The sequence below is a fragment of the Atopomonas sediminilitoris genome, assembly GCF_022601735.1.
In the GTDB taxonomy this organism is placed as follows: Bacteria; Pseudomonadota; Gammaproteobacteria; order Pseudomonadales; family Pseudomonadaceae; genus Atopomonas; species Atopomonas sediminilitoris.
On sequence record NZ_JAKUMM010000002.1, the window covers coordinates 304,467 to 328,920 of the forward strand.

The 24,454-nt window shown below is 58.6% G+C and carries 18 protein-coding genes; 13 read left to right on the top strand and 5 right to left on the bottom strand.

The window, feature by feature from the left end:
- Positions 1-99: 99 nt before the first annotated feature.
- Both ahpC and ahpF read left to right on the top strand, forming a co-directional pair.
- Positions 100-663: an alkyl hydroperoxide reductase subunit C gene (gene ahpC, locus MKI83_RS03935; RefSeq protein WP_241583513.1), complete on the top strand. Its 564-nt coding sequence runs from the start codon at positions 100-102 to the stop codon at positions 661-663.
- Between the two features lie 243 nt (positions 664-906).
- A complete protein-coding gene (gene ahpF, locus MKI83_RS03940; protein ID WP_241583514.1) occupies positions 907-2,457 on the top strand; it encodes an alkyl hydroperoxide reductase subunit F in 1,551 nt (516 codons plus the stop codon).
- Between the two features lie 82 nt (positions 2,458-2,539).
- On the opposite strand, the gene MKI83_RS03945 is transcribed toward ahpF, so the two are convergent.
- Both MKI83_RS03945 and MKI83_RS03950 read right to left on the bottom strand, forming a co-directional pair.
- Complete coding sequence (locus MKI83_RS03945) at positions 2,540-3,301, bottom strand: ABC transporter permease (protein ID WP_241583515.1); 762 nt, start codon at positions 3,299-3,301, stop codon at positions 2,540-2,542.
- Entirely contained in the window at positions 3,298-4,224 is a 927-nt protein-coding gene (locus tag MKI83_RS03950) for an ABC transporter ATP-binding protein (RefSeq protein WP_241583516.1), read from the bottom strand. Before MKI83_RS03950 ends, MKI83_RS03945 begins: the two co-directional genes overlap by 4 nt.
- Positions 4,225-4,439: 215 nt before the next feature.
- Between MKI83_RS03950 and MKI83_RS03955 the strand changes: the two genes are divergently transcribed.
- The 4 genes from MKI83_RS03955 (at position 4,440) to MKI83_RS03970 (ending at position 10,036) form a co-directional block, all read left to right on the top strand.
- The gene (locus MKI83_RS03955) at positions 4,440-6,065 is read left to right on the top strand and encodes a sensor histidine kinase (RefSeq protein WP_241583517.1); all 1,626 of its coding nucleotides are present in this window, start codon (positions 4,440-4,442) and stop codon (positions 6,063-6,065) included.
- Positions 6,062-8,719: a CHASE domain-containing protein gene (locus tag MKI83_RS03960; protein ID WP_241583518.1), complete on the top strand. Its 2,658-nt coding sequence runs from the start codon at positions 6,062-6,064 to the stop codon at positions 8,717-8,719. Before MKI83_RS03955 ends, MKI83_RS03960 begins: the two co-directional genes overlap by 4 nt.
- An 84-nt stretch (positions 8,720-8,803) precedes the next feature.
- Positions 8,804-9,514, top strand: a complete 711-nt coding sequence (locus MKI83_RS03965; protein ID WP_241583519.1) for an rRNA pseudouridine synthase — start codon at positions 8,804-8,806, stop codon at positions 9,512-9,514.
- Between the two features lie 54 nt (positions 9,515-9,568).
- Positions 9,569-10,036: a YehS family protein gene (locus tag MKI83_RS03970; protein WP_241583520.1), complete on the top strand. Its 468-nt coding sequence runs from the start codon at positions 9,569-9,571 to the stop codon at positions 10,034-10,036.
- Between the two features lie 79 nt (positions 10,037-10,115).
- Here the strand turns inward: MKI83_RS03970 and typA are convergent, their stop codons facing one another.
- Together typA and thiI are read right to left on the bottom strand one after the other, a co-directional pair.
- Positions 10,116-11,933: a translational GTPase TypA gene (gene typA, locus MKI83_RS03975; protein ID WP_241583521.1), complete on the bottom strand. Its 1,818-nt coding sequence runs from the start codon at positions 11,931-11,933 to the stop codon at positions 10,116-10,118.
- Positions 11,934-12,069: 136 nt separating this feature from the next.
- Positions 12,070-13,572 (bottom strand): tRNA uracil 4-sulfurtransferase ThiI, encoded by a 1,503-nt coding sequence (gene thiI / locus MKI83_RS03980; RefSeq protein WP_241583523.1) that lies wholly within the window; start codon positions 13,570-13,572, stop codon positions 12,070-12,072.
- A gap of 310 nt (positions 13,573-13,882) precedes the next feature.
- Here thiI and glnA point away from each other — a divergent pair, with 310 nt between their 5' ends.
- From glnA to ntrC, 5 genes are all read left to right on the top strand, one after another.
- Entirely contained in the window at positions 13,883-15,289 is a 1,407-nt protein-coding gene (glnA, locus tag MKI83_RS03985) for a glutamate--ammonia ligase (RefSeq protein ID WP_241583524.1), read from the top strand.
- A 146-nt stretch (positions 15,290-15,435) separates the two neighbouring features.
- Positions 15,436-15,978, top strand: a complete 543-nt coding sequence (locus tag MKI83_RS03990) for a DUF4124 domain-containing protein (protein WP_241583526.1) — start codon at positions 15,436-15,438, stop codon at positions 15,976-15,978.
- The gene (locus MKI83_RS03995) at positions 15,978-16,661 is read left to right on the top strand and encodes a DUF4124 domain-containing protein (RefSeq protein ID WP_241583528.1); all 684 of its coding nucleotides are present in this window, start codon (positions 15,978-15,980) and stop codon (positions 16,659-16,661) included. Before MKI83_RS03990 ends, MKI83_RS03995 begins: the two co-directional genes overlap by 1 nt.
- Before the next feature lie 190 nt (positions 16,662-16,851).
- Positions 16,852-17,937, top strand: a complete 1,086-nt coding sequence (gene glnL / locus MKI83_RS04000; RefSeq protein ID WP_241583530.1) for a nitrogen regulation protein NR(II) — start codon at positions 16,852-16,854, stop codon at positions 17,935-17,937.
- Positions 17,934-19,358 carry a nitrogen regulation protein NR(I) gene (gene ntrC / locus MKI83_RS04005; RefSeq protein WP_241583532.1) on the top strand — a complete coding sequence of 475 codons (1,425 nt, stop codon included), beginning with the start codon at positions 17,934-17,936 and terminating at the stop codon, positions 19,356-19,358. Before glnL ends, ntrC begins: the two co-directional genes overlap by 4 nt.
- Before the next feature lie 76 nt (positions 19,359-19,434).
- Here ntrC and uvrA read toward each other — a convergent pair whose 3' ends face one another.
- Entirely contained in the window at positions 19,435-22,278 is a 2,844-nt protein-coding gene (uvrA, locus tag MKI83_RS04010) for an excinuclease ABC subunit UvrA (RefSeq protein WP_241583533.1), read from the bottom strand.
- A 168-nt stretch (positions 22,279-22,446) separates the two neighbouring features.
- On the opposite strand from uvrA, the gene MKI83_RS04015 reads away from it, so the two are divergent.
- A complete protein-coding gene (locus MKI83_RS04015; protein ID WP_370867344.1) occupies positions 22,447-23,823 on the top strand; it encodes an MFS transporter in 1,377 nt (458 codons plus the stop codon).
- 17 nt (positions 23,824-23,840) lie between these two features.
- Complete coding sequence (ssb, locus tag MKI83_RS04020) at positions 23,841-24,353, top strand: single-stranded DNA-binding protein (RefSeq protein WP_241583535.1); 513 nt, start codon at positions 23,841-23,843, stop codon at positions 24,351-24,353.
- Positions 24,354-24,454 lie beyond the last annotated feature (101 nt).

Sequence of the window (24,454 nt, forward strand, 5' to 3'; positions counted from 1 at the left end):
GTTGCCTATCAGAATCATTGGTTGATTTGATTTAACGTATCGCTCGAGCTTGCGTAACCTCTCCTCATCGAAACCAACCCCACGATTGAGGAGTTACTCATGAACCTGATCAACACCCAAGTACAGCCGTTCAAGGTCAATGCTTTCCACAACGGCCAGTTCATCGAAGTTACCGAAGAAAGCCTTAAGGGCAAGTGGTCTGTGCTGATCTTCATGCCGGCGGCTTTCACCTTTAACTGCCCGACTGAAATCGAAGACGCGGCCAATAACTACGCCGAGTTCCAGAAGGCTGGCGCTGAGGTGTACATCGTCACCACCGACACGCATTTCTCGCACAAGGTATGGCACGAGACTTCACCAGCCGTTGGCAAGGCGCAGTTCCCGCTGATCGGCGACCCGACTCACCAGCTGACCAACGCGTTTGGCGTGCACATCGCTGAAGAAGGTCTGGCGCTGCGCGGCACCTTCGTGATCAACCCCGAAGGCACCATCAAGACCGTAGAGATTCACTCCAACGAGATCGCTCGTGACGTGGGTGAAACCCTGCGCAAGCTCAAGGCCGCTCAGTACACCGCTGCGCATCCGGGCGAAGTGTGCCCAGCCAAGTGGAAAGAGGGTGAAAAGACCCTGGCTCCGTCGCTGGACCTGGTCGGCAAGATCTAAAAATGGTTGTAGAGCTGCTGCGCTAGGTATTGCGGCGTTGAAATCAGGCTCGGGCTGCTCATTTACAGCTCGTAAACTCCGCGCCCTCGCCTGATTTCGTCTTGCACTACCGTCGCTCGCGACGCTCTTCAATCCATTTTTCGCCTGCCAGAGCATAACCAGTTCTGTAGGCGCCCGAACGCCCGGGCGTGATCCGCCCGGGCGTTTTTCATCCAAAATTTGCTACTCGCGTGAGGATTCCCGATGTTAGACGCCAACCTGAAAACCCAATTGCAGGGCTACCTGACCAAGGTGACTCAGCCGTTCGCGATTGTTGCCTCGCTGGATGACAGCGCGAAATCGCAAGAACTGCTGGGCCTGCTCAACGACATCGAAGCCCTGAGTGACAAAATCACCCTGCGCACCGATGGCGCCGACAGCCGCACACCGTCGTTCGCCTTAATCCGCGACGACGCCAACATCAGCTTGCGCTTTGCCGGCATCCCTATGGGCCACGAGTTCACCTCGCTGGTGCTGGCGCTGCTGCAAGTCGGTGGCCACCCTTCCAAACTCAGCGTCGAGGTGATCGAACAGATCCGCGCGGTGGAAGGGGAATTCAACTTCGAAACCTATTTTTCGCTGTCCTGCCAGAACTGCCCCGACGTGGTGCAAGCGCTGAACCTGATGGCCGTGCTCAACCCCAACATCCGTCACGTGGCCATCGATGGCGCGCTGTTTCAGGATGAGGTCGAATCCCGCCAAGTCATGTCGGTACCGAGCATCTACTTAAACGGCGAGTTGTTTACGCAAGGCCGCATGGGCGTGGAAGAAATCCTTGCCAAAATCGATACCGGCGCGGCGGCGCGCGATGCGGCCAAGCTGAATGAGAAAGAGCCTTTCGATGTGCTGGTGATCGGCGGTGGCCCCGCGGGTGCGGCGGCGGCGATTTATGCCGCACGTAAAGGCATCCGCACCGGCGTAGCGGCAGAGCGCTTTGGTGGACAAGTACTCGACACCATGGCGATCGAGAACTTTATTTCGGTGGCAGAAACCGAAGGCCCGAAACTGGCCCGCGCGCTGGAAGAACACGTTAAACAGTACGAAGTGGATCTGATGAACCTGCAGCGCGCGGCTAAGTTGTTGCCGGCGGCCGAAGGCGGTTTGCACGAGGTGCAGTTCGAGAGCGGCGCGGCGCTCAAAGCCAAGACGGTGATCATTTCCACCGGCGCCCGCTGGCGCGAAATGAACGTGCCGGGCGAGCAGCAATACCGTGGCAAAGGCGTGGCCTACTGCCCGCACTGCGACGGCCCGCTGTTCAAAGGCAAGCCGGTGGCGGTGATCGGCGGCGGTAACTCCGGCGTTGAGGCGGCGATCGACTTGGCCGGTATCGTCAGCCACGTCACCTTGATCGAGTTCGATGACAAGTTGCGTGCCGATGCCGTGCTGCAAACCAAGCTGGCCAGCCTGCCGAATGTCACCGTGATCAAGAGCGCGCTGACCACCGAAGTGCAAGGTAATGGCCAGAAAGTCACCGGCTTGGTCTATCAAGACCGCGTAAGTGGCGAACACCATGAAGTGACGTTGGACGGCATCTTCGTGCAGATCGGCCTGCTGCCCAACAGCGATTGGCTTAAAGGCACCGTCGAGTTGTCGCCGCGTGGCGAGATCATCACCGACAGCCGCGGTGCAACCAATATTCCCGGCGTGTTCGCTGCCGGTGATGTGACCACGGTGCCGTACAAGCAAATCGTGATTGCGGTGGGTGAGGGAGCCAAGGCGTCATTGGCCGCGTTCGATCACTTGATCCGCCAATAAGGTGTTTACAGGGTTCGCCGCCGCATCGGCGGGCCTGTAGCCTGAAACCGCCAGCCCATCGGCTGGCGGTTTTTTTTGCCAGCTAGTTTTTCAAGCGATAACCGCTTTTAAACATCCAGCTGACGACGCCCAAGCAGGCGAGCAGAAAAACCACGGTCATGCCAAAACTAAGCCACACGTTGACATCGGCCACGCCGTAAAACGTCCAACGGAAGGCGCTAATTAAGTACACCACGGGGTTAAACAGGGTGATGGTCTGCCACACCTCCGGCAGCATGCTGATGGAATAAAAGCTGCCGCCTAAGAAGGTCAGTGGGGTGACGATCAGCGCGGGGACCACTTGCAGCTTCTCCCAGCCGTCGGCCCAGATACCGATGATGAAACCGAACAGGCTAAAGGTGAACGCGGTGAGCACCAGATAGATCAGCATCCACACCGGATGGGCGATCTCAAAGTCGACAAATAAGCCGGCGGTAAGCAGGATCACCAGCCCCAAAATGACCGACTTAGTCGCGGCCGCGCCGACGTAGCCAATCACGATCTCGAGCGGTGAGATCGGTGCCGACAGCACCTCATAGATGGTGCCGGCGTAGCGCGGCATGTAAATGCCGAAGGAGGCGTTGGAGATGCTCTCGGTCAGCAACGCCAGCATGATCAGCCCCGGCACGATAAAGGCGCCATAACTCACGCCATGCACTTGGTTCATGCTGGCGCCAATCGCGGCGCCAAACACCACAAAGTACAACGAGGTGCTGATCACCGGCGTGGCGATGCTTTGCAGCAGCGTGCGCCAGGTGCGGGCCAGCTCAAACAGATAGATAGCGCGCACGGCGTAGAGGTTCATACCCCCTCCTTGAGCAGGTTGACGAAAATCTCTTCGAGCGAGCTTTCTTTGGATTTCAAATCGCGCAGTTCAAGCCCTGCGGCGGAGATGGCAGCCAGCAAGCGTGGAATGCCGGTGTCGTCGTGTTGGCTGTCAAAGCCGTAGCGCAGGCCGTGGCCGCTTTCAATCAGTTCCAGTTTAAAGTCGGCGAGGCTGGCAGGCAGACTGGTCAGCGGTTCTTTTAAATGCAGGATCAGCTCTTTGCGGCCTAAGCGGCGCATGAGCACGTCTTTGTCTTCGACCAGAATCAGCTCGCCCTTGCGGATGACCCCGATGCGGTCGGCCATTTCTTCGGCTTCTTCGATGTAGTGGGTGGTCAGGATGATGGTCACGCCGCGCTCACGCAGGCGGCGCACCATGGCCCACATGTCGCGGCGCAGTTCGACGTCAACGCCGGCGGTGGGTTCGTCCAAAAACAGAATATTGGGCTCATGGGCGAGCGCTTTGGCAATCATCACGCGGCGCTTCATGCCGCCGGAAAGCTCGATGATTTTGGCGTCGCGCTTATCCCACAGCGACAGCTCTTTGAGCAGTTGTTCGAGATACGCCGCGTTGGGCGCTTTACCAAACAAGCCACGACTGAATTTGACCGTGGCCCAGACGGTTTCGAACACATCATTGACCAGCTCTTGCGGCACTAAACCAATCTGCCCGCGCGAGGCACGGTAGTCGCGCACGATGTCATGACCGGCCACCAGCACTTGGCCGCCGCCCGGATTGACAATGCCGCAGACAATGCTGATCAGCGTGGTTTTGCCTGCGCCGTTGGGGCCGAGCAGCGCAAAAATTTCCCCCGGTTGAATCTCAAGATCCACCTGTTTGAGGGCGGGATGGCCGCTGGCATAGGTTTTACTAAGCGCCTTGATGGCGATGATGGCTGACACGCGTTGCTCCTTGGTTTGCGCTAACCCGCAGGTCAACGCGGGACTACCTTGGCAACGATCTTAGTGGCTGTGGCGCTGTTCGCCCAGCACGAGGAGGTGTTTGTCGCGCACTGGGCGTGCGGCTGATCTAACCTTACAGCAGGCCGAACTCCCTGCAATGATGTTAACAGTGGGGCGACGGCCCTCATGCCGTTTATTCAACAGGAGCCTTGTGCATGCAGGTGGCGCTACACCAGCAATCCCAGCGCAGTATTCAAGCCGGCATCGCACGTACCTTGATCACCACGGTGTTGGTGATGATGCCCGCGGCGACGGTGTTGCTGTGGCTCGGTGGCGAGACGGTGCGGGCCCAGCGTGCCTTGATCATGCTGGCGGTTGAACTGCCTATTTTGCTCTGGTGCCTGTACATGCTGCTGCGCCTTAAGCCGCGCGCCGCTTTGGTGGTGGCGTGGCTGAGTTTTTGGGGCGTATTAACATTGTTGTTGTTAACCGCAGGCACCTTAAATGCGGTGCCAATGCCAACCCTGCTGGCGCTGGCCGTAGCGGGCGCGCTGAGCGGTGAGCGCTTACTGGCGTGGTGCGCTTTTAGCTTGTCGGGCGCGAGCTTACTGCTGGTCGGGGTGCTGGAACACCAAGGTTTGTTGGCGCTGAATGTGCCGCCGAGCATTGCCGGCACGTTATTGGGCTGTCTGATTGCGCTGATGGTGCTGGCGCTGTTAGCGCGCAATATGAGTCAGCATGTGTTGGGCCTGTACCGTAATAGCGTGACCAGTGCGGCCCGCTTAAGCCAGCTATCACGACGGTTGGAGTTGGCATTGAAGGCCGGCGGTATGTGTTATTTCCGCCTTGAGCGCCGCTCGTTGCGGGTCAACTTAAGCCCGACGGCGCAGACGATGCTGGGGTGCTCTGTGCAGCACCTTGCGCTGGAAGATCTACCAGGCTTCAGCGCTGAGGCGCAAAACGCCTTGCGCACCCATGCCCAAGCGATGACCTGCACCGGCACCAGTGCGCCGTTCGAGCTGCAGTTGCAGTGGCCTGATAGGCACCTGTGGGCACGGATGTTCTTGATCCGTGAGCAAGGCAGCGATCAGCTGATTTGTGCGCTGCAGGACATCAGCGCGGAAAAGCACATGGATGAAACCAAAAGCCAATTCGCAGCTATGGTGAGCCACGAGCTGCGTACGCCGCTGACTGCGTTGCTGGGCTCTATTCGCTTGTTGGATGGGCTGTATCAGCAACAGCTGGATGAGCAAGGCCAACAAATACTCAACCTGTCCCTGCGTGGCGGTGAGCGCTTGGCTGGTCTGGTCAACGATATTCTCGACTTTGAGAAAATGCAGGCCGAACGCTTGGCGTTTGATTTAGTCGTGCATGATCTCATCGAGCAAGTGGCACAAAGCGTGGAAACAGTGCACAGCCTAGCGCAAGAAAAACGCCTCACTGTGCAGGTGGGTGGTGCCTCGCAAGCGCGGGCGCAGCTCGATGCTGGTCGCGCACAACAGGTGTTGCTAAACCTGCTGTCTAACGCGATTAAATTTAGCCCTGAGGGCGGCATCGTCACGGTGTCAATCAGCGCGCATCCACCGTTTTGGCGGGTAGCCGTCAGTGATCAAGGCACTGGCGTGCCGGCGGATTTTCAAGACAAGCTGTTCCAGCCCTTTAGCCAAGCGCACAGCGATAACACGCGGGAAACCAAAAGCACAGGGCTTGGGCTGGCCATCAGTTTTGGCCTGATGCAACGCATGGGCGGTGCGCTGTGGTGCGAGAGTCCGCCGGACTCAGGGGCTACCTTCTATGCTGATTTTGTTGCAGCAGCGCAGAGCGAGGAGCACAGCGCGTGAGTAATCAAGCACCACGATGGAATCCCTTTGCCATTCCTTACGCGGGGCGTGCGCTGGCGATTGTGCTGCTGGCCGTGGCGTATGTGCTGTTTGGCCGTTTGGGCTTGCTGTTGGCGATTCCGCCGGGCTTTGTCACCGCTATTTTTCCGGCGCTGGGCATCGCCGTCGCGGCGGTGCTGCTGTGGGGCTATCCCTTGTTGTGGGGGGTGTTGCTGGGCTCAACGTTAATGAATTTGAGCTTAGGCAGCGGCAGTGGTTTTGCCTTTCTGCTGGCGAATCTACCGGTCGCGCTGGGGATTGCACTGGGCTCCACTGCGCAGTGCGCCTTGGCTGTGTGGTTGGTGCGGCGTTATGTCGGCGCGGAGGACTTGCTGCAGCAGGAGTTGAGCATTATTCGCTGGTTGCTGCTGGCCGGCCCGATGACTTGCGTGCTGAGTGCCGTGGTGGGCGCCAGTTGCTTGTTGTTGGGCGGGGTTATCGGGGCAGAGCAGTGGCTGTTCAGCGCGTGGACTTGGTGGCTGGGCGACAGTATTGGGGTGATGCTAGCGGCGCCACTGGTATTGATTCTGTTTGCCAAGCCGCGCAGCGTTTGGCGGCCGCGCTTGCTGACCGTGGCGCTGCCCTTGCTGGTCAGTTGCGCGATTATGCTGTTTATCTTTATCCGCGTCAGCGATGCGCAGCAAGAGCGTGTGCGCTTGGAGTTTCAGCAGCAAGCCCAGCTAATCTTTGCCAACTTTGAAGCGCGGATTAACCGTTATGGCACCGCGCTGCATGGCATCGAGCGGTTTTTTGCCGCCTCAACCTTTGTCACCGACAAGGACTTCAGCCGTTTTGTGGATGGCATGGAGCAAGACTACCCGGGCTTGCAGGCGGTGAGTTGGAATCCGCTGGTGATGATGTACGAGCGCCAAAGCTTTGAGACGCGCCTGCAGTCGTATCATCGGGGGTATCGCATTAACGAGTTTCAAGGTGGCTTGCTGGTCGCCGCCGCTAAGCGCAGCGAGTATGTGCCGGTAGGTTATATCTATCCGCTGCAAGGTAATGAGCGTGCGTTGGGCTTGGACCTGCTGACTGAGCCGGTACGTCGCGCCGCCTTAGAGTACGCGCGCGATAAGGGCAAGCTAGGTATGACCGGCCCTGTGCAGCTGGTACAGGGCGACAAAAAAGTTATGGCCACTTTGCTGTTTCAGCCCTCCTACTGGGTGGCGCCGGGGCCCTTGGTGGAAGAGCAGCGGGCTTTGTATTTGCGCGGTTTTGCGGTGGCAGCGGTGCGCGTGGCTGAGATTGCCGAAGGGGCACTCAACAGCTATGCCGCCACGGAGGACTTGTCTCTCACCATCCGCGATGTCGGGCCTGAACACGGTGGCTTGATGGTTGGGCCGGCATCGCCTGCCGTGCCAGCCTACGCGCAGCCCTTAGTGCTGAGTCATACCCTGTATTTTGCTGGGCGCGAGTTGCAGTTGACAATCGCGCCTAGCGCAGCGTATTTGCAGCGCCATCAAGACTTACAGCCGTGGTTATTGCTGACCAGCGGCTTGCTGCTGTGTGTGTTGCTGACGGTGTTTTTATTGGCCACCTCAGGACGCGCGCAGGTGGTCGCCGCGTTGGTGCGCGAGCGCACGTTTGAAGTGACCTCGGTGCTTAATAACGCCGCCGAAGGCATCGTGATCATGGATAGAGACGGGCGTTTTCTGCGCGCCAACCCTGCTGCTATCCAGTTGTTGGCACTGCCTGAACGCTATGAAAAGCTTGGGCTGCAAGATGTGTTGGTCAGCGTCGAAGATGTGCCGGTTTTGCTCGCCGAAGGTTTAGAGCAGCGCCAAGAGTGGATGCTGCGCGACGTGCAGCAGCGGCCACTGGATGTCGAGGTGAGCCTAAGTTGCTACCAGCTGCCGGCCGGTATTCGTTATTTAGCCTTGCTGCGGGATGTGTCGAGTCGCAAGCAAGTCGAGCGCATGAAGCGAGAGTTCGTGGCCACGGTGAGTCACGAGCTGCGCACCCCGCTGACCTCGATCAAAGGCTCGCTGGGCCTGTTGATGGGCGGCGTCGCGGGGGAGTTGAGCGAGCAAGCCAAACAGTTGATCGAAATTAGCCGCAGCAATGCCGAGCGCTTGGTGGCGCTGGTCAACGATATTCTGGATATCGAACGTTTGGAGCTTGGGCATAAACAGCTCGACCTTAACGTGCACTCGCTGCAGGCCTTACTGGCGGAGGCCTTGGTACTTAACCAAGGTTTTGCCAGCCACTATCAAGTCCGCCTGTGTGATGACTGGGCCGGCTTAAGCCCCGACGACCAAGTGGCGGTGGATGCGCAAAGCTTGCAACAGGTGTTGAGTAATCTGATTTCCAATGCGGTGAAGTTTTCCCCTGCCGGTGAGCAAGTGCTGATTCGTGCCCGCAGTTCAGCGGGGCGCGTGCATGTGGCGGTGGTGGACAACGGCCCAGGGATTGCCGATGAGTTTCGAGGCCGCATCTTCGCTAGGTTCGCCCAGGCCGATAGCTCGGACACCCGCCAGCGTGGCGGCACAGGGCTGGGCTTGAGCATCAGTAAGGCCCTGATCGAAGCGATGGGCGGCGAGATCGGCTTTACCAGTGTGGTGGGGCGCGGCAGCACCTTTTATTTTGAGTTGCCGTTAACGCATGAGCCGGGGTGATGGCCGCCGTGAGATGGTCAATATGCCGCTCTTGTGGCAGCGCAAGGGGGTACAATGCCCGCCCTTTGCAAAACCGGCGTTGTTATGACTGATCCCGTTCGTTTGTCTAAACACCTGATGGCCCTCGTTGGCTGTTCGCGCCGCGAGGCTGAGCTGTATATCGAAGGCGGTTGGGTGACCGTGGACGGTGTCGTGGTCGAACAGCCGCACTTTAAAGTGCTTGAGCACCGCGTGGCGCTCTTGCCGGATGCTGTCTTGACCAAGCCGCAACCGGCGACCTTGCTCTTGCATGCGCCGGCCAACGTGACGCTGGAAGAAACCATGCAGTTGCTCACGCGGGCCAACTTAAGCCCTGCGCATCGCGACATGCAGCGCGTGCTGAGCAGTCATTTAGAGCGGCAAAAACCCACCCTGCCTTTGCATGTCGGCGCCGCCGGTCTGCTGGTGTTTAGCCAAGATTGGCGCACCTTACGCAAACTGATCGACGACGCCCGTAAGCTGGAGCAGGAATACATCGTCGAGGTGGACGGCAGCATGCCCGATAACGGCCTCAAGCGCTTGGCGCGGGGCGGTACTTATCAAGGCTATGACCTGCCGCCCGTCAAAGCCAGTTGGCAAAGTGAGCAGCGGCTGCGTTTTGCTTTCAAAGATCTTCGCCCAGGCCTGCTAACGCAGCTGTGCGCCAGTGTTGGGCTGCGTATTGTCAGTGCCAAGCGCATCCGCATTGGCGGCGTGGCCATGGGTAAGTTAGCCCAAGGGCAATGGCGTTACTGCGCGCCGAATGAGCGCTTCTAATCCGCGCTGTGTGCGCCTCTAACGCTTTTCTTTTTCAATAGGACAACCCCTTTTATGCTCAACAACGATGTGCTGCGCAGCGTGCGCTATTTGCTGGATATTAACGACGCCAGCATGGCGGAGATGGTTCAGCAGCTGGGCTTTAACGTCGCGCCAAGCGACATGAGCGCTTACCTGAAAAGAGATGACGAGCCTGACTTTAAGGTTTGTGGCGACGAGGTGCTGGCGCACTTTTTAAATGCCTTGGTGGTGTTTAAGCGTGGGCGCGATGACAGCCGGCCGCCGCAGTCGATCGAGTTGCCGATGAGCAATAACCAAATCCTGAAAAAAATGCGCGTGGCTTTCGAACTCAAAGATGATGACCTGCAAGACATCTTCCGCTCGGTCGACTTCGCGCTGTCCAAGGCCGAGCTTAGTGCTTTATTCCGTAAGGCCGGGCATAGCAATTACCGCGTGTGTGGCGACCAACTGCTGCGCTATTTCTTGAAAGGCTTAACCTTGCGTGAGCGTCCGGCGGGCTAGTGCGCTGAGTGCTATTGGGCGCATAAAAAAGCCGGGCCTGAATGACATCAGGCCCGGCTTTTTGTTGGTAGGCTAAGGCTTAAACCTTGCTGCGCTCGTAACGCTTACGATCGTTTTCGTTCAGGTACTTCTTACGCAGACGAATCGACTTCGGCGTCACTTCGACCAGTTCGTCGTCATCGATGAACTCCAGCGCTTGCTCAAGGCTGAACTTGATCGGCGGTACCAGAGCGATGGTTTCGTCTTTACCGGAGGCGCGCATGTTGTCCAGCTTCTTACCCTTGGTGGGGTTGATCACCAGATCGTTGTCGCGGCTGTTGATACCACACAGCTGGCCTTCGTAAATGTCTTGGCCCGGCTCCAGGAACAGCTTGCCGCGATCTTGCAGGGTTTCCAGCGAGTAAGTCAGCGCCTTACCCGTCGCCATCGACACCAGCACGCCGTTCAGGCGGTGGCCCACATCACCGGCCTTGATCGGGCCGTAGTGGCTGAAGGTTGAGGTCAGGATGCCGCTGCCTGAAGTCATGGTCAGGAAGGCGTTACGGAAACCGATCAGGCCGCGAGCCGGTACGGTGTATTCCAAACGAATACGACCTTTGCCATCGGGCACCATGTTGGTCAGGTCGCCTTTACGCAGGCCGAACTGCTCCATGATCGGGCCTTGGTGCTGTTCTTCGATGTCGATGATGACGTTTTCGTAGGGCTCTTGCTTCTCGCCGTCGACTTCTTTGATCACCACTTCTGGGCGGCCTACGGCCAGCTCGAAGCCTTCGCGGCGCATGGTTTCGATCAGTACCGACAGGTGCAGTTCGCCACGGCCAGAGACCTTGAACTTATCCGCACTGTCGCCTTCTTCAACGCGCAGCGCCACGTTGTGCAGCAGTTCTTTTTCCAGACGCTCTTTGATGTTGCGGCTGGTGACGAACTTGCCTTCTTTACCGCAGAAGGGCGAGTCGTTGACTTGGAACGTCATGCTCACGGTGGGCTCGTCCACCGACAGCGGCGGCAGAGCTTCAACGTTCTGCATGTCACACAGGGTGTCGGAGATGTACAGCTCGTCCATGCCGCTAACGCAGACGATGTCGCCGGCTTGTGCTTCGGCAACTTCTACGCGCTGCAGGCCCGAGTGACCCATGATCTTGAGGATGCGGCCTTGGCGCTTCTTGCCGTCGTCGCCAATGGCGATCACCGGCGAGTTAGCCTTGATGGTGCCGCGGGCGATACGGCCGATGCCGATCACGCCGAGGAAGCTGTTGTAGTCCAGTTGCGAAATTTGCATCTGGAATGGGCCGTCAACGTCGACTTGCGGCGCCGGTACGTGGTCAACGATGGCTTGGAACAGGGCGTCCATGTGGTCGTCCATGTTCTCGTGGTCCATGCCGGCAATGCCGTTCAGGGCGCTGGCGTAGACAATCGGGAAGTCCAGCTGCTCTTCGGTAGCGCCGAGGTTGTCGAACAGGTCGAAGATCTGGTCGATCACCCAATCCGGACGCGCGCCCGGACGGTCAATCTTGTTCACCACAACGATCGGACGCAGACCGGCTTTAAACGCCTTCTGGGTCACGAAGCGGGTTTGTGGCATCGGGCCGTCTTGGGCGTCGACCACCAGCAGCACCGAGTCCACCATGCTCATAACGCGCTCAACTTCGCCGCCGAAGTCGGCGTGGCCGGGGGTGTCGACGATGTTGATGTCGTAGCCGTTCCACTTCAGGGCGGTGTTCTTGGCCAGAATGGTAATGCCGCGCTCTTTTTCCTGATCGTTGGAGTCCATCACGCGCTCGCTTTCGAGCTCTTTACGGTCCAGGGTGCCAGACAGCTTGAGCAGCTTGTCGACAAGGGTGGTTTTGCCATGGTCAACGTGGGCAATGATGGCGATGTTGCGTAGATTCTCGATCACAGTGTTTTCCTAAAAAGTGCTGCAAGCTTTAAGCGTCAAGCTGCAAGTAAAAAGCAAAAAGGTTACGGGTTCAGCGGCGCCTGACGATCGGGCGGATGGCTGAGCCAGCGGTGATTGCGGCGAATGCGGCATGTTTTCACGCCGTACCGCCTTGGGGCTTGTCGCTTGCAGCGTGCAGCTGCGGTGCCGGGCGATAGACCCGCACATTGGTAAAGCCTTCACTGACCAAGTGTTGGGCGTGCAGGCGGCTCATCACGCCCCGGCTGCAATACAGCAGGTATTGGCGGTTCTCATCCAGTTGCTTGAACTGGCTGTTGATGGCGTAAAAGGGTAGCTCACGGCGCTCGATATCGGCGGGCAACGTCAGCGGTGCTTCGTCGATTTCGTCGGGATGACGAATATCCAACAGCACTTGGCCGGGCGTGATGCTGTCGACCATCTCGACATTGACCTGCTCGCTAAGCTCGTCGATCACCCGCGACATGCTGGTGTAAGTGGCTTGGCTGACCGCTTGCTCAAGCACCGCCATGTCGAACTTTTCTTCTTCACGCGCAATGCGCCGTGGGCAGGCACGCGTGGTGGGGTTGACCGAAATCACCCCGCAGTACTCGGGCATGTTGCGCGCGTAATCGCCGGTGCCAATGGCATCGGCGGTATCAATGATGTCTTGCTTGTGGCTAACCACCAGCGGGCGCAGCACCAGCTTGTCGCTGGCACGATCGATGATGCCGAGGTTGGGCAGGGTCTGGCTGGAGACTTGGCCGACTGCCTCGCCGGTGACGAGGGTGGCGATTTCCAGCTCGTCGGCCACTTGGGTGGCGGCACGCAGCATCATGCGCTTGAGCACCACGCCCATCTGGCTGTTATCGACTTGGCTTAAGATTTCGCCGACCACACCTTCAAAGGGCACGGTAACAAACAGCAGCTTGTGCGCGCGGGCGTACTTTTGCCAGATGAAGTGGGCGACTTCTTTAACGCCCAGCTCATGCGCGCGACCGCCTAAGTTGAAAAACACAAAGTGCGTGGTCAGGCCGCGACGTAGCATTTGATACGCCGCGACGGTGGAGTCAAAGCCGCCGGACATCAGCGTCAGGACTTGATCCATGGTGCCGAGTGGGTAGCCGCCGATACCGGCGTGCTGGGCGCGCACGATAAAGACTTGCTGGTGGCGAATCTCGATGCGCAGCAGCAGCTCAGGGCGACGCAGCTCGACACCTGCCGCGCCGCAGTGCTGGTTTAAACCACCGCCGACATAGCGCTCAACGTCTTGCGAGGTGAACTCATGCTTGCCCGCGCGTTTACAGCGCACGGCAAAGGTTTTGCCCGGCAGCTGTGCACCAAAATGTTCACGGCATTGCTGATAAATGGTGTCGATATCGATCAGTGGGTATTCCCACACTTCTAAAAAGTTGGCGACACCGGGAATGCACTTTAAGCGTTCGACCAACTGCGCACGGCTGCGCTCGTCATTGGCTAGGGTTTCAACTTGCAGGTTGTCCCATTCGCCGCTGACGGTGATCTCGGGATCGATCAGGCGCAAGTCATTGCGGATGTTGCGCCGCAATTGACGGATGAAGTTTTTGCGCACCGGGCGGCTTTTAATGGTGATCTCAGCGAACACCTTAACGACCAATTTCATGGGCAACACGTGAAGAAAATAAAAGGGCGCGAATTATAGGCGCTTAGCGGTTAAAAATCAGCCAAAGTCTGCTTTTAACTGCGTCGTGCGCTGTTTTGGTGCAATCAAGAAAATCGCAGAAACATTTTGGTGCGCTATTGACCCGCTCGTGCCCTGCTCGTAGCTTAGGAGCGCACTTTTTGGGGGGCTCCAGCGCGGTTTGGGGTCTGGCACACATATTGCCTTTACCAGTGCAAGGTTTTCGCAAGTCGAGTAACCGCTAGATACTGGGCCGAATAAGCTCGCACGACACACGTTCTGGAGGACATCCATGTCGAAGAAGTCGCTTCAACTAATCAAAGACAACGAAGTGAAGTGGGTAGACCTGCGCTTCACTGATACCAAGGGTAAGCAGCAGCACGTGACCATGCCGGCGCGTGACTTCACTGAAGAAACCTTCGAAGAAGGCAAGATGTTCGATGGTTCTTCCATCGCTGGCTGGAAAGGCATCGAAGCTTCCGACATGATTCTGATGCCGGACGACGCGACTGCCGTCTTGGATCCGTTCACCGAAGAGCCGACGCTGATCGTTGTTTGTAGCATCATCGAGCCTTCGACCATGCAGCCCTACGAGCGCGATCCGCGCAGCGTAGCGCGTGCCGCTGAGGAATACCTGAAGTCGACTGGTATCGGTGATACCGCGTTCTTCGGCCCTGAGCCTGAGTTCTTCATCTTCGACGAAGTGAAGTTCAAGTCTGATATCTCTGGCTCCATGTTCAAGATTTTCTCTGAGCAGGCCTCTTGGAACACCGACGCTGACATCGAGACTGGCAACAAAGGCCACCGTCCGGGCGTTAAAGGTGGTTACTTCCCCGTTCCGCCAGTCGACCATGACCACGAAATCCGTACTGCCATGTGCAACGCACTGGAAGAAATGGGTCAGGAAGTTGAAGTTCACCACCACGAAGTGGCGACCGCTGGTCAGAACGAAATCGGCGTTAAGTTCAACACGCTGGTGAACAAAGCTGACGAAGTTCAGAACCTGAAGTACTGCGTACACAACGTGGCTGACGCTTACGGCAAAACCGTAACCTTCATGCCGAAGCCTTTGTACGGCGACAACGGTTCGGGCATGCACGTGCACATGTCTATCGCTAAAGATGGCAAGAACACCTTTGCTGGCGACGGCTATGCCGGTCTGTCTGACACTGCTCTGTTCTTCATCGGCGGTATCATCAAGCACGGTAAGGCCCTGAACGGCTTCACCAACCCGTCGACCAACTCGTACAAGCGTCTGGTTCCCGGTTTCGAAGCACCTGTGATGCTGGCTTACTCGGCCCGTAACCGTTCGGCTTCGATCCGTATTCCTTACGTTTCTAGCCCGAAAGCTCGTCGTATCGAAGCTCGCTTCCCGGATCCGTCAGCTAACCCCTACTTGGCTTTCGCTGCCCTGTTGATGGCTGGTCTGGACGGTATCCAGAACAAGATTCATCCTGGCGATGCTGCCGACAAGAACCTGTATGACCTGCCGCCAGAAGAAGCTGCCAACATTCCGCAAGTTTGCGGCAGCCTGAAGGAAGCTCTGGAAGAGCTGTCAGCCGATCGTGAGTTCCTGACCAAAGGTGGCGTGTTCACCGATGAGTTCATCGATGCTTACATCGCGCTGAAGAGCGAAGAAGAAATCAAGGTACGTACTTTCGTACACCCGCTGGAATACGATCTGTACTACAGCGTGTAATTCTTCGGAATTCACAACAAGGCCGCCTTCGGGCGGCTTTGTTGTTTCTGTGGATAAAGCGTTAAATCCAGCACGCGGCACAGGGCTAGCACTTGCCAGTCGCGTGTCAGGGTGCAAGGCTTAAGGTATTGCCAAAGGAGGCCGCCATGCGCCGTGCAACTGCTGTGTTATTCCTTGCTTTCCCGCTCTTGGTTAGCGCTCAGGTGTATCGCTACACCGACGCCAACGGCAATGTGGTGCTCACCGATAAGCCGCCGCAGGACGTCCAAGCCGAGTCGGTGGATGTGCGCACGCCAAACAGCGTGAAGGTCGAGCCAAGCAATTTGCCGCCGGCACTTAAGGTGGATGCTGCGCCCAAGCAGGCTTATCAGCGCTTGGAGATCACAAGCCCTAATGCCGATCAGGCGGTGCGCGCTAATAACGGCGACTTCGACGTGGCGCTGGCGATCGAGCCGCCGTTGGCTAAGGGGCATCTATTACAAGTCTTGGTTGATGGCAGTGCGATGGGGGAGCCCAGCAGAGGGCCGTTAACGCTCAGCAACGTCGAGCGCGGCACTCATCAATTGCAGGTAGTGGTGTTGGCCGGCGAAAAAGAGATTCAACGCAGCAATAGCGTGACCATTACTGTGCAGCGCGTGGCGCTGGGTACGCCAAAGCCGACGTTGCCACTGCCTAAGGCGACGCCTTGATGCGTAGCGCGGTTATTCTCGGGCTGTTTCTTCTGTGCACCTCTTTGGTGCGCGCTGATGTATACACCTGGATCGATGCCGAAGGTAATCGGGTCTTTAGCGATGGCGCGCATCCACCGCGCGCCACGCGGGTGCAGATCACCCCGCAGATCAACACCATGCACCAGCCTGATGTGGCGCCTGCGCAGGTGGTGACTAAGCCTGAGCCGCTGAAAAAGGCCACGCCGCGCTATGACATTTTGCGGATTCTCTTCCCGCTGGCGGACGGTCATGTCGGTGATAACAATGCCGGCAACGTGATCGTGACAGCTGAAAGCGAGCCCAAGCTGCATCCGGATCACTTGTATCGACTGGTGCTGAACGGTCAGGTGTACGGTGCAGGGAGCACGAGCCCCGTGTTTGAGGTCACCAACTTAGATCGCGGCACCCATCAGTTGGCGGTGGAGATTATCGATGTGCGCGGCCGTATTATCGAGCGCACGCCCACTCAGCCCTTGCATGTGCAACGCATGACCTTGGCGCAAAAGCGCAAAGCACAGCCCTGCACGGCTGCTGATTGGGGTGTGCGTTTGGAGTGCCCATTGGCCGATAAGCCGGCAGAGGAGAAGCCTTCTTTGTTGCCGTCTTGGCTGCCGAACTTGCTGCCTAGCTTTGGTGGCGAGGCTAAGCCAACCCCGTATTAGTGCGTGGCGCGCACTAAATTGGTGCGCTGCGTTACACTGCTCCTGATATTCATCCTTACTAAGGTTTGCGCTGCCCAGTGCTGGCGCGGCGGCGTCACCGTGGTGCGGCGCTTTTAACGCTGTGGTGCGCTTCTTGCTAACCCTTGGTATTGATCATGGCGTCGTCAACTCGGCGCACCAAGGGGGCTTCATGGCTGACAGCCAGATACCGCACAAACTGCTACTGGATAACCTGACCACCGCGGTGATCATGCTCGATCATGCGTTGCACTTGCAGTACATGAATCCAGCGGCAGAAATGCTGTTAGCGGTCAGTGGTCAGCGCAGCCATGGTCAGTTTGTCAGCGAGCTGTTTACCGAGTCGCCCGAAGCGTTGGAGTCGTTACGCTTGGCGGTCAATGAAGCGCACCCTTTCACCAAGCGTGAGGCGCAGCTGATCACCCTCTCAGGGCAAACCCTGACCGTGGATTACGCGGTCACGCCCTTGCCCGGCAAGTTGCACAACCGCCTGTTGATTGAGGTGGAGCCACGAGACCGGCCGCTGCGCATCAGTAAAGAAGAAGCTCAGCTATCCAAGCAAGAAACCACCAAGCTGCTGGTGCGTGGTTTAGCCCATGAGATTAAAAATCCGTTGGGCGGGATTCGCGGGGCGGCGCAACTGTTAGCGCGCGAACTGCCCAGCGAAGACCTGCGCGATTACACCAACGTGATCATTGAAGAAGCGGATCGCCTGCGTAACTTGGTCGACCGCATGCTGGGCTCCAACAAGCTGCCGGTGATCGTGCCGACCAATATCCACGAGGTTTTGGAGCGTGTGTGCAGCTTGGTGAAGGCCGAAACCGACGGCGTGATCACCTTAGTGCGTGATTACGACCCTAGCATTCCGGAGCTGTTTGCCGACCGCGAGCAACTGATTCAGGCCGTGCTCAACGTGGTGCGCAATGCCATGCAAGCCATCGAAGGGCAAAGTGATCTGCGCTTGGGGCGTATCACCTTGTGCACCCGGGCATTGCGCCAGTTCACCATTGCCCACGTGCGCCATCGCTTGGTTTGTCGGGTGGATATCACCGACAACGGCCCAGGCATTCCCAGCGAGCTGCAAGAAACTATTTTTTATCCGATGGTCAGCGGGCGTGCCGAAGGCACAGGCCTTGGGCTGTCCATCGCTCAGAACATCGTCAGCCAGCATGGCGGCCTGATCGAGTGTGAGAGCCATCCCGGCCACACCACCTTCACGCTGTTCCTGCCGCTGGAGCAAGGAGTAAGTTCGGTATGAGAGAAACGGTCTGGATTGTTGATGACGATCGCTCGATTCGCTGGGTGCTAGAAAAAGCCCTGCAGCAAGAGGGTCTGGAAACCGTCACCTTTGATAATGCCGACAGTGTGATCACCCGCTTGGCGCGCCAAGTGCCGGACGTGATCATTTCAGACATTCGCATGCCCGGTACCAGCGGTCTGGATTTGCTCAAGGTGATCCGCGAGCAACAGCCACGCCTGCCGGTGATTGTGATGACCGCGCACTCGGACCTCGAAAGCGCGGTCGCCTCGTATCAAGGCGGTGCGTTCGAATACCTGCCCAAGCCGTTTGATGTCGATGAGGCCGTGTCGCTGGTTAAGCGCGCAGGCATACATGCCCGCGAGCAGCAAGGCCTGCGCGAGCCCGAGCAACTGCCGCGTACGCCAGAAATCATCGGCGAAGCGCCGGCCATGCAGGAAGTGTTTCGTGCCATCGGCCGCCTAAGCCACTCCAACATCACGGTATTGATTAACGGCGAGTCCGGCACGGGTAAAGAGCTGGTCGCTCATGCGCTGCATCGGCATAGCCCGCGCGCGGCCAATCCGTTTATTGCCCTGAACATGGCGGCGATTCCTAAAGATTTGATGGAGTCCGAGCTGTTTGGTCATGAAAAGGGCGCTTTTACCGGCGCGGCTAACTTGCGCCGTGGCCGCTTTGAGCAGGCCGATGGCGGGACGCTGTTTTTGGATGAAATCGGCGACATGCCCGCCGACACCCAGACCCGCTTGCTGCGGGTGTTGGCCGATGGCGAGTTTTACCGCGTGGGCGGTCACACGCCGGTGCGGGTGGATGTGCGCATCATCGCGGCGACGCATCAAGACTTGGAGAGCCTGGTCAAAGAGGGCAAGTTCCGTGAGGACTTGTTCCATCGCCTAAACGTGATTCGTATCCATATCCCACGCTTGGCTGACCGCCGCGAAGACATCCCAACCTTGGCGCAGCACTTCTTGGCCCGTGCGGCACAAGAGTTAACCGTCGATCCTAAGGTGCTTAAAAGCGAAACCGCCGATTACCTGCAAGGCTTGCCATGGCCTGGCAATGTGCGTCAGCTGGAAAACACCTGTCGCTGGATCACCGTCATGGCGTCCGGTCGCGAGGTGCTGGTGGATGATCTGCCGCCGGAACTGCTCAACCAAAGTGGCGTCGTCACGACCGTGGGCAACTGGGAAGACGGCCTGCGCTTGTGGGCCGATCAAGCCCTGACCCGCGGACAAAATAACTTGTTAGAAACCGCCGTGCCGGCGTTTGAGCGCATCATGATTGAAACAGCGCTCAAGCACACCGCCGGCCGTCGCCGTGATGCTGCGTTGTTGCTGGGCTGGGGCCGCAACACCCTGACGCGCAAGATCAAAGAGCTGGGCATGGATGACAGCGGCGATGACGATGACAGCGACGATTAAGTCCTGGCTCGCGCGCTAAGCGCATGCCCGCTCAGTAAAACCCCGCGTTCGGCTCTGCCTGGCGCGGGGTTTTACGTTAGCCGCGGGCGCGTTGCAGCAGCGGCTTTAAGAAGTAACCCGTATGCGACTGCGGCATTTCGGCGACTTGCTCAGGTGTGCCGCAAGCGATGATTTGTCCGCCCCGCGAGCCGCCTTCGGGGCCCAAATCAACCAGCCAGTCCGCGGTTTTCACCACGTCTAAATTGTGCTCGATGACCACCACGGTGTTGCCGTGGTCGCGAAGGCGATGCAGCACTTCTAGCAACAACTGAATGTCAGCAAAGTGCAGGCCGGTGGTGGGCTCGTCCAAGATATACAGGGTCTTGCCGGTGTCACGCTTGGATAGCTCGCGTGACAGTTTGACCCGCTGCGCTTCACCGCCAGACAGGGTCGTGGCGCTCTGTCCCAGCTTGATGTACGACAGGCCGACATCGATCAGCGTTTGCAGCTTGCGCGCCAGCGCGGGGATGGCATCGAAAAACGCGCGCGCGTCTTCAATGGTCATTTCCAGCACTTCGTGGATGTTCTTGCCCTTGTACTTCACTTCAAGGGTTTCGCGGTTGTAGCGCTTGGCTTTGCACACATCGCAGGGCACGTAGACGTCGGGCAAGAAGTGCATTTCAACCTTGATCAAGCCGTCGCCTTGGCACGCCTCGCAGCGCCCGCCCTTGACGTTGAAGGAGAAACGGCCGGGGTTATAACCGCGTGCGCGCGATTCCGGCGTGCCGGCAAATAGCTCGCGGATGGGGGTGAAGATGCCGGTGTAGGTCGCGGGGTTGGAGCGCGGGGTGCGGCCGATCGGGCTTTGGTCGATATCGACCACCTTATCCAACAGGTTCATCCCCTCGACACGGTCGTGCGCGGCGGGCTCCAGGCTTTCCGCGCCATTGAGTGCGCGTGCGGCCAGCGGGTACAGGGTGTTGTTGATCAGGGTGGACTTGCCTGAGCCGGATACGCCGGTCACGCAAGTGAGCAAGCCCAGCGGGATGCGCAAGGTGACGTTCTGCAGGTTGTTGCCGCGCGCACCGACCAACACCAACTCGCGGCCGTCCGGCTCGGTGCGTTGAGTGGGGACGGCGATTTGTTTTTTGCCGCTTAAGTATTGCCCAGTGAGCGAGTCGGGGTTGTCCATGACTTGCTGGGGTGTGCCTTCGGCCACGACTTGGCCGCCGTGGACACCGGCACCGGGGCCGATATCGACCACGTAATCGGCTAAGCGAATGGCGTCTTCGTCGTGCTCGACCACAATCACCGTGTTGCCCAAGTTGCGCAGGTGGGTGAGGGTGGCCAGCAGGCGCTCGTTGTCACGCTGGTGCAGGCCGATGGAAGGCTCGTCGAGGATGTACATCACCCCGACGAGGCCCGCGCCAATCTGACTGGCGAGGCGGATCCGCTGTGCTTCGCCGCCGGACAAGGTGTCGGCGCTGCGGTCGAGGGTGAGGTAATCCAAGCCAACGTTGACCAAGAACTGCAAACGCTCGCGGATTTCCTTGAGGATTTTCTCGGCAATTTCGCCGCGCCGGCCTGCTAGTGCGAGCGTGGCGAAGTAGTCGCCGGCATCGCCGACCGGCAGCGCGGTAATGGCGGGCAAGGTTTTATCACCAACAAACACATGCCGCGCTTCACGGCGCAAGCGCGTGCCGTGGCAGTCGGGGCAAGGCTGGGTGTTGAGGTACTTGGCCAGCTCGTCGCGCACGCTTTGCGATTCGGTTTCGCGGTAGCGGCGTTCGAGGTTGGGGATGATGCCTTCAAACGGGTGGCTGCGGCGCACGATGTCGCCACGGTCGTTGAGGTAGCGGAAGGTCACGTCGTCCTTGCCGCTGCCTTGCAGGACTTTCTTCTGCACCTTGTCGTCCAGCTCGCCAAACGGCACGTCGAGGCTAAAGCTGTAGTGCTCGGCCAGCGAGCCGAGCATCTGGAAGTAGTACACGTTGCGACGGTCCCAGCCGCGAATCGCGCCCTCGGCCAGCGTCAGTTCATGATTGACCAAGCGGCGTGGGTCGAAGAACTGCTTATGGCCCAAGCCATCGCAGCCGGGGCAAGCGCCGGCGGGGTTGTTGAACGAGAACAGCTTGGGCTCTAGCTCGCTGATCGAGTGGCCACAGGCAGGACAAGCGAACAGGGCGGAGAACACCAGTTCGTCGCCTTCTGCAGCGGTGCCTTCATCCGCCATCGGCACCACCAACGCCACGCCTTCGGCCAGCTTGATGGCGGTCTCGAACGATTCGGCCAAGCGCTGCTGTAAATCAGCGCGCACCTTGAAGCGGTCAACCACTACGTCGATGGAGTGCTTCTTTTGCTTGTCGAGCTTGGGCAGCTCGTCCAGCTCGTACAGGCGACCATCGATGCGCGCGCGCACAAACCCTTGCGCGCGCAGCTCATCAAAGAGGGCTAAATGTTCGCCCTTACGCTCGCGCACCACCGGGGCCAGCAGCATGCGCTTGCTGCCTTCGGGCAGGGCCAGCACTTGGTCGACCATCTGGCTGACGGTTTGCGCTTCCAGTGGTAGGTCGTGGTCGGGGCAGCGTGGTTGACCGGCGCGGGCGTAGAGCAGGCGCAGGTAGTCGTAGATTTCGGTGATCGTGCCGACAGTGGAGCGAGGGTTGTGCGAGGTGGACTTTTGCTCGATGGAGATCGCCGGCGAGAGGCCTTCGATGTGATCGACGTCGGGCTTTTCCATCATCGATAAAAACTGCCGCGCGTAGGCCGACAGCGACTCGACATAGCGGCGCTGGCCTTCGGCGTACAAGGTATCGAACGCCAGCGACGATTTACCCGAGCCGGACAAGCCGGTGATCACGATCAGTTTGTCGCGCGGCAGGGTCAGGTCCACGTTCTTGAGGTTATGGGTACGTGCCCCACGAATCAGAATCTTGTCCACAGTTCGGGCCTGTCGCTGAAGGAAAACGCTCGATTATACGGGGCGCGGGGAGTGCGGGTAAAACCGTGCAGTGGGCTGGGATGGTTTTGCCCTGTTACAATGCGGCGCCTTTTTACCGGCAATAATGCGTTTGTTGCCGCCGTTTTTATCCAGAGTTACCCAACTGCTATGCACGACAGCCTCAACAGCCCGATGACTTCTGTGGAAACCCGCGCCGCCACGGGTTTGGCCATGGTGTTTGCGTTTCGCATGCTCGGCATGTTCATGGTGCTGCCGGTGCTGGCCACCTACGGCCAAGACTTGGCCGGGGCGACGCCGACGCTGATCGGCATTGCCATCGGCGCCTACGGCTTAACCCAAGCGTTTTTGCAGATTCCTTTCGGCATGGTGTCCGACCGCATCGGGCGTAAGCCGGTGATCGTGCTGGGCATGCTGTTGTTTGCGGTGGGCAGCATCGTGGCGGCGCAAGCCGATAGCATCGGTGGGGTGATCGCAGGGCGCATTCTGCAAGGTTGCGGCGCGGTGTCGGCCGCGGTAATGGCGCTGCTGGCAGACTTAACCCGCGAACAGCACCGCACCAAAGCCATGGCCATGATCGGCATGAGCATCGGCGTGTCGTTTGCGGTGGCCATGATCGTTGGCCCTTTGCTGACCAAAGCCTTTGGCTTGTCGGGCCTGTTTTGGAGCACCGCCGGCATGGCAATGCTGGGCTTGTTGATCGTGCTGGTGTGGGTGCCGACGCCGAATAAACGCCTGTTTCACCGCGAAGCCAGTGTCGCGCGCGAAGCCATGGCCAGCACCTTACGTAACGGTGAGCTGCTGCGCCTCAACGCCGGTATCGGCATTTTGCACGGCTTACTGATGGCCAGCTTTATCGGCCTGCCGCTGGCATTGGTCGAGCACGCCGGGCTGGCACGAGATCAGCATTGGTGGGTGTATTTGACCGCTTTGCTGGTGTCGTTCTTCAGCATGGTGCCGTTCATCATTTATGGCGAAAAACAGCGGCAGATGAAGCGCGTGCTGTGCGGCGCGATTGTTGTGCTGGCGCTGAGTGAAGTGTATTTCGCGCTGATTGGCGGCGGGCAAACGGCGTGGGTGTTCGGCATTATCGTGTTCTTCACCGCGTTTAACTTGCTCGAAGCGAGCATGCCGTCGTTGGTAAGCAAGGTCGCGCCGGCGGGGGGTAAAGGCACCGCGATGGGAGTGTACAGCACTAGCCAGTTTTTAGGCTCGGCCGTCGGTGGTATGGCTGGCGGGTGGATGTACAGTACCTTAGGGTTGGATGGGCTGTTTATCGCCTGCGCGGTGCTGGCACTGATCTGGCTGGGGATTGCTGGTACCATGCGCGAACCGCCGTATGTCACCAGCGTGCGCCTCGATTTACGTGAGCAACACGTGCCACAAGCGACCTTAATGGCACGCCTGAGCGCTCTGGCTGGGGTGGCTGAAGTGCTGGTGATTGAAGAAGAACAGGCGGCCTATTTAAAGGTCGACAGTCAAGTGCTCGACCGGGCGGCGCTGGAGCAAGCGCTAGCCGGGTCTTAAAGACGCAGGAGTGCAACATGGCCCGTGGGGTTAACAAAGTAATTTTGATCGGTAATGTCGGTGGCGATCCAGAAACCCGCTACCTGCCCAATGGCAACGCGGTGACCAATATCACCCTCGCCACAACCGATAGCTGGAAAGACAAGCAAACCGGTCAGCCGCAAGAGCGCACCGAATGGCACCGTGTGGTGTTCTTCGGCAAGCTGGCTGAAATTGCCGGCCAGTACCTCAACAAAGGCTCGCAGGTCTATGTTGAAGGTCGCCTGCAAACCCGTAAGTGGCAGGGCCAAGACGGACAAGATCGTTACACCACCGAAATCGTGGTCGACCAAGGCGGCGTGATGCAAATGCTCGGCGGTCGCGGCAATAACGAAGGCGGCCAGCAGCGCGCTCCGCGCGATAACGGCGGCTACCAGCAGCAGGCTCCGCAGCAACAGCAGCAACAGCGCCCGCAGCAGCAAGCACCGCAGCAGCCTGCCCAGCAACCGCCGGCTGACTACGATAGCTTCGACGACGATATTCCGTTTTAGACAGCCACTTAGACGTAAATGTAAAGAATATGTCCAAGAGCCCCGCGCTAGCGGGGCTCTTTGTTTTTGGTGGTGTAAAAAATAAGTTGGCGTTTTTTTAC

Excerpts from the sequence above, each read along its gene's own strand:
- thiI (WP_241583523.1), bottom strand. The coding sequence starts at position 13,572 with ATGAAATTGGTCGTTAAGGTGTTCGCTGAGATCACCATTAAAAGCCGC.
- MKI83_RS03970 (WP_241583520.1), top strand. The coding sequence starts at position 9,569 with ATGCTCAACAACGATGTGCTGCGCAGCGTGCGCTATTTGCTGGATATT.
- MKI83_RS03945 (WP_241583515.1), bottom strand. The coding sequence starts at position 3,301 with ATGAACCTCTACGCCGTGCGCGCTATCTATCTGTTTGAGCTGGCCCGC.
- MKI83_RS03990 (WP_241583526.1), top strand. The coding sequence starts at position 15,436 with ATGCGCCGTGCAACTGCTGTGTTATTCCTTGCTTTCCCGCTCTTGGTT.
- MKI83_RS03955 (WP_241583517.1), top strand. The coding sequence starts at position 4,440 with ATGCAGGTGGCGCTACACCAGCAATCCCAGCGCAGTATTCAAGCCGGC.
- ssb (WP_241583535.1), top strand. The coding sequence starts at position 23,841 with ATGGCCCGTGGGGTTAACAAAGTAATTTTGATCGGTAATGTCGGTGGC.
- MKI83_RS03965 (WP_241583519.1), top strand. The coding sequence starts at position 8,804 with ATGACTGATCCCGTTCGTTTGTCTAAACACCTGATGGCCCTCGTTGGC.
- glnA (WP_241583524.1), top strand. The coding sequence starts at position 13,883 with ATGTCGAAGAAGTCGCTTCAACTAATCAAAGACAACGAAGTGAAGTGG.
- glnL (WP_241583530.1), top strand. The coding sequence starts at position 16,852 with ATGGCTGACAGCCAGATACCGCACAAACTGCTACTGGATAACCTGACC.
- ahpF (WP_241583514.1), top strand. The coding sequence starts at position 907 with ATGTTAGACGCCAACCTGAAAACCCAATTGCAGGGCTACCTGACCAAG.
- ntrC (WP_241583532.1), top strand. The coding sequence starts at position 17,934 with ATGAGAGAAACGGTCTGGATTGTTGATGACGATCGCTCGATTCGCTGG.
- MKI83_RS04015 (WP_370867344.1), top strand. The coding sequence starts at position 22,447 with ATGCACGACAGCCTCAACAGCCCGATGACTTCTGTGGAAACCCGCGCC.
- MKI83_RS03995 (WP_241583528.1), top strand. The coding sequence starts at position 15,978 with ATGCGTAGCGCGGTTATTCTCGGGCTGTTTCTTCTGTGCACCTCTTTG.
- ahpC (WP_241583513.1), top strand. The coding sequence starts at position 100 with ATGAACCTGATCAACACCCAAGTACAGCCGTTCAAGGTCAATGCTTTC.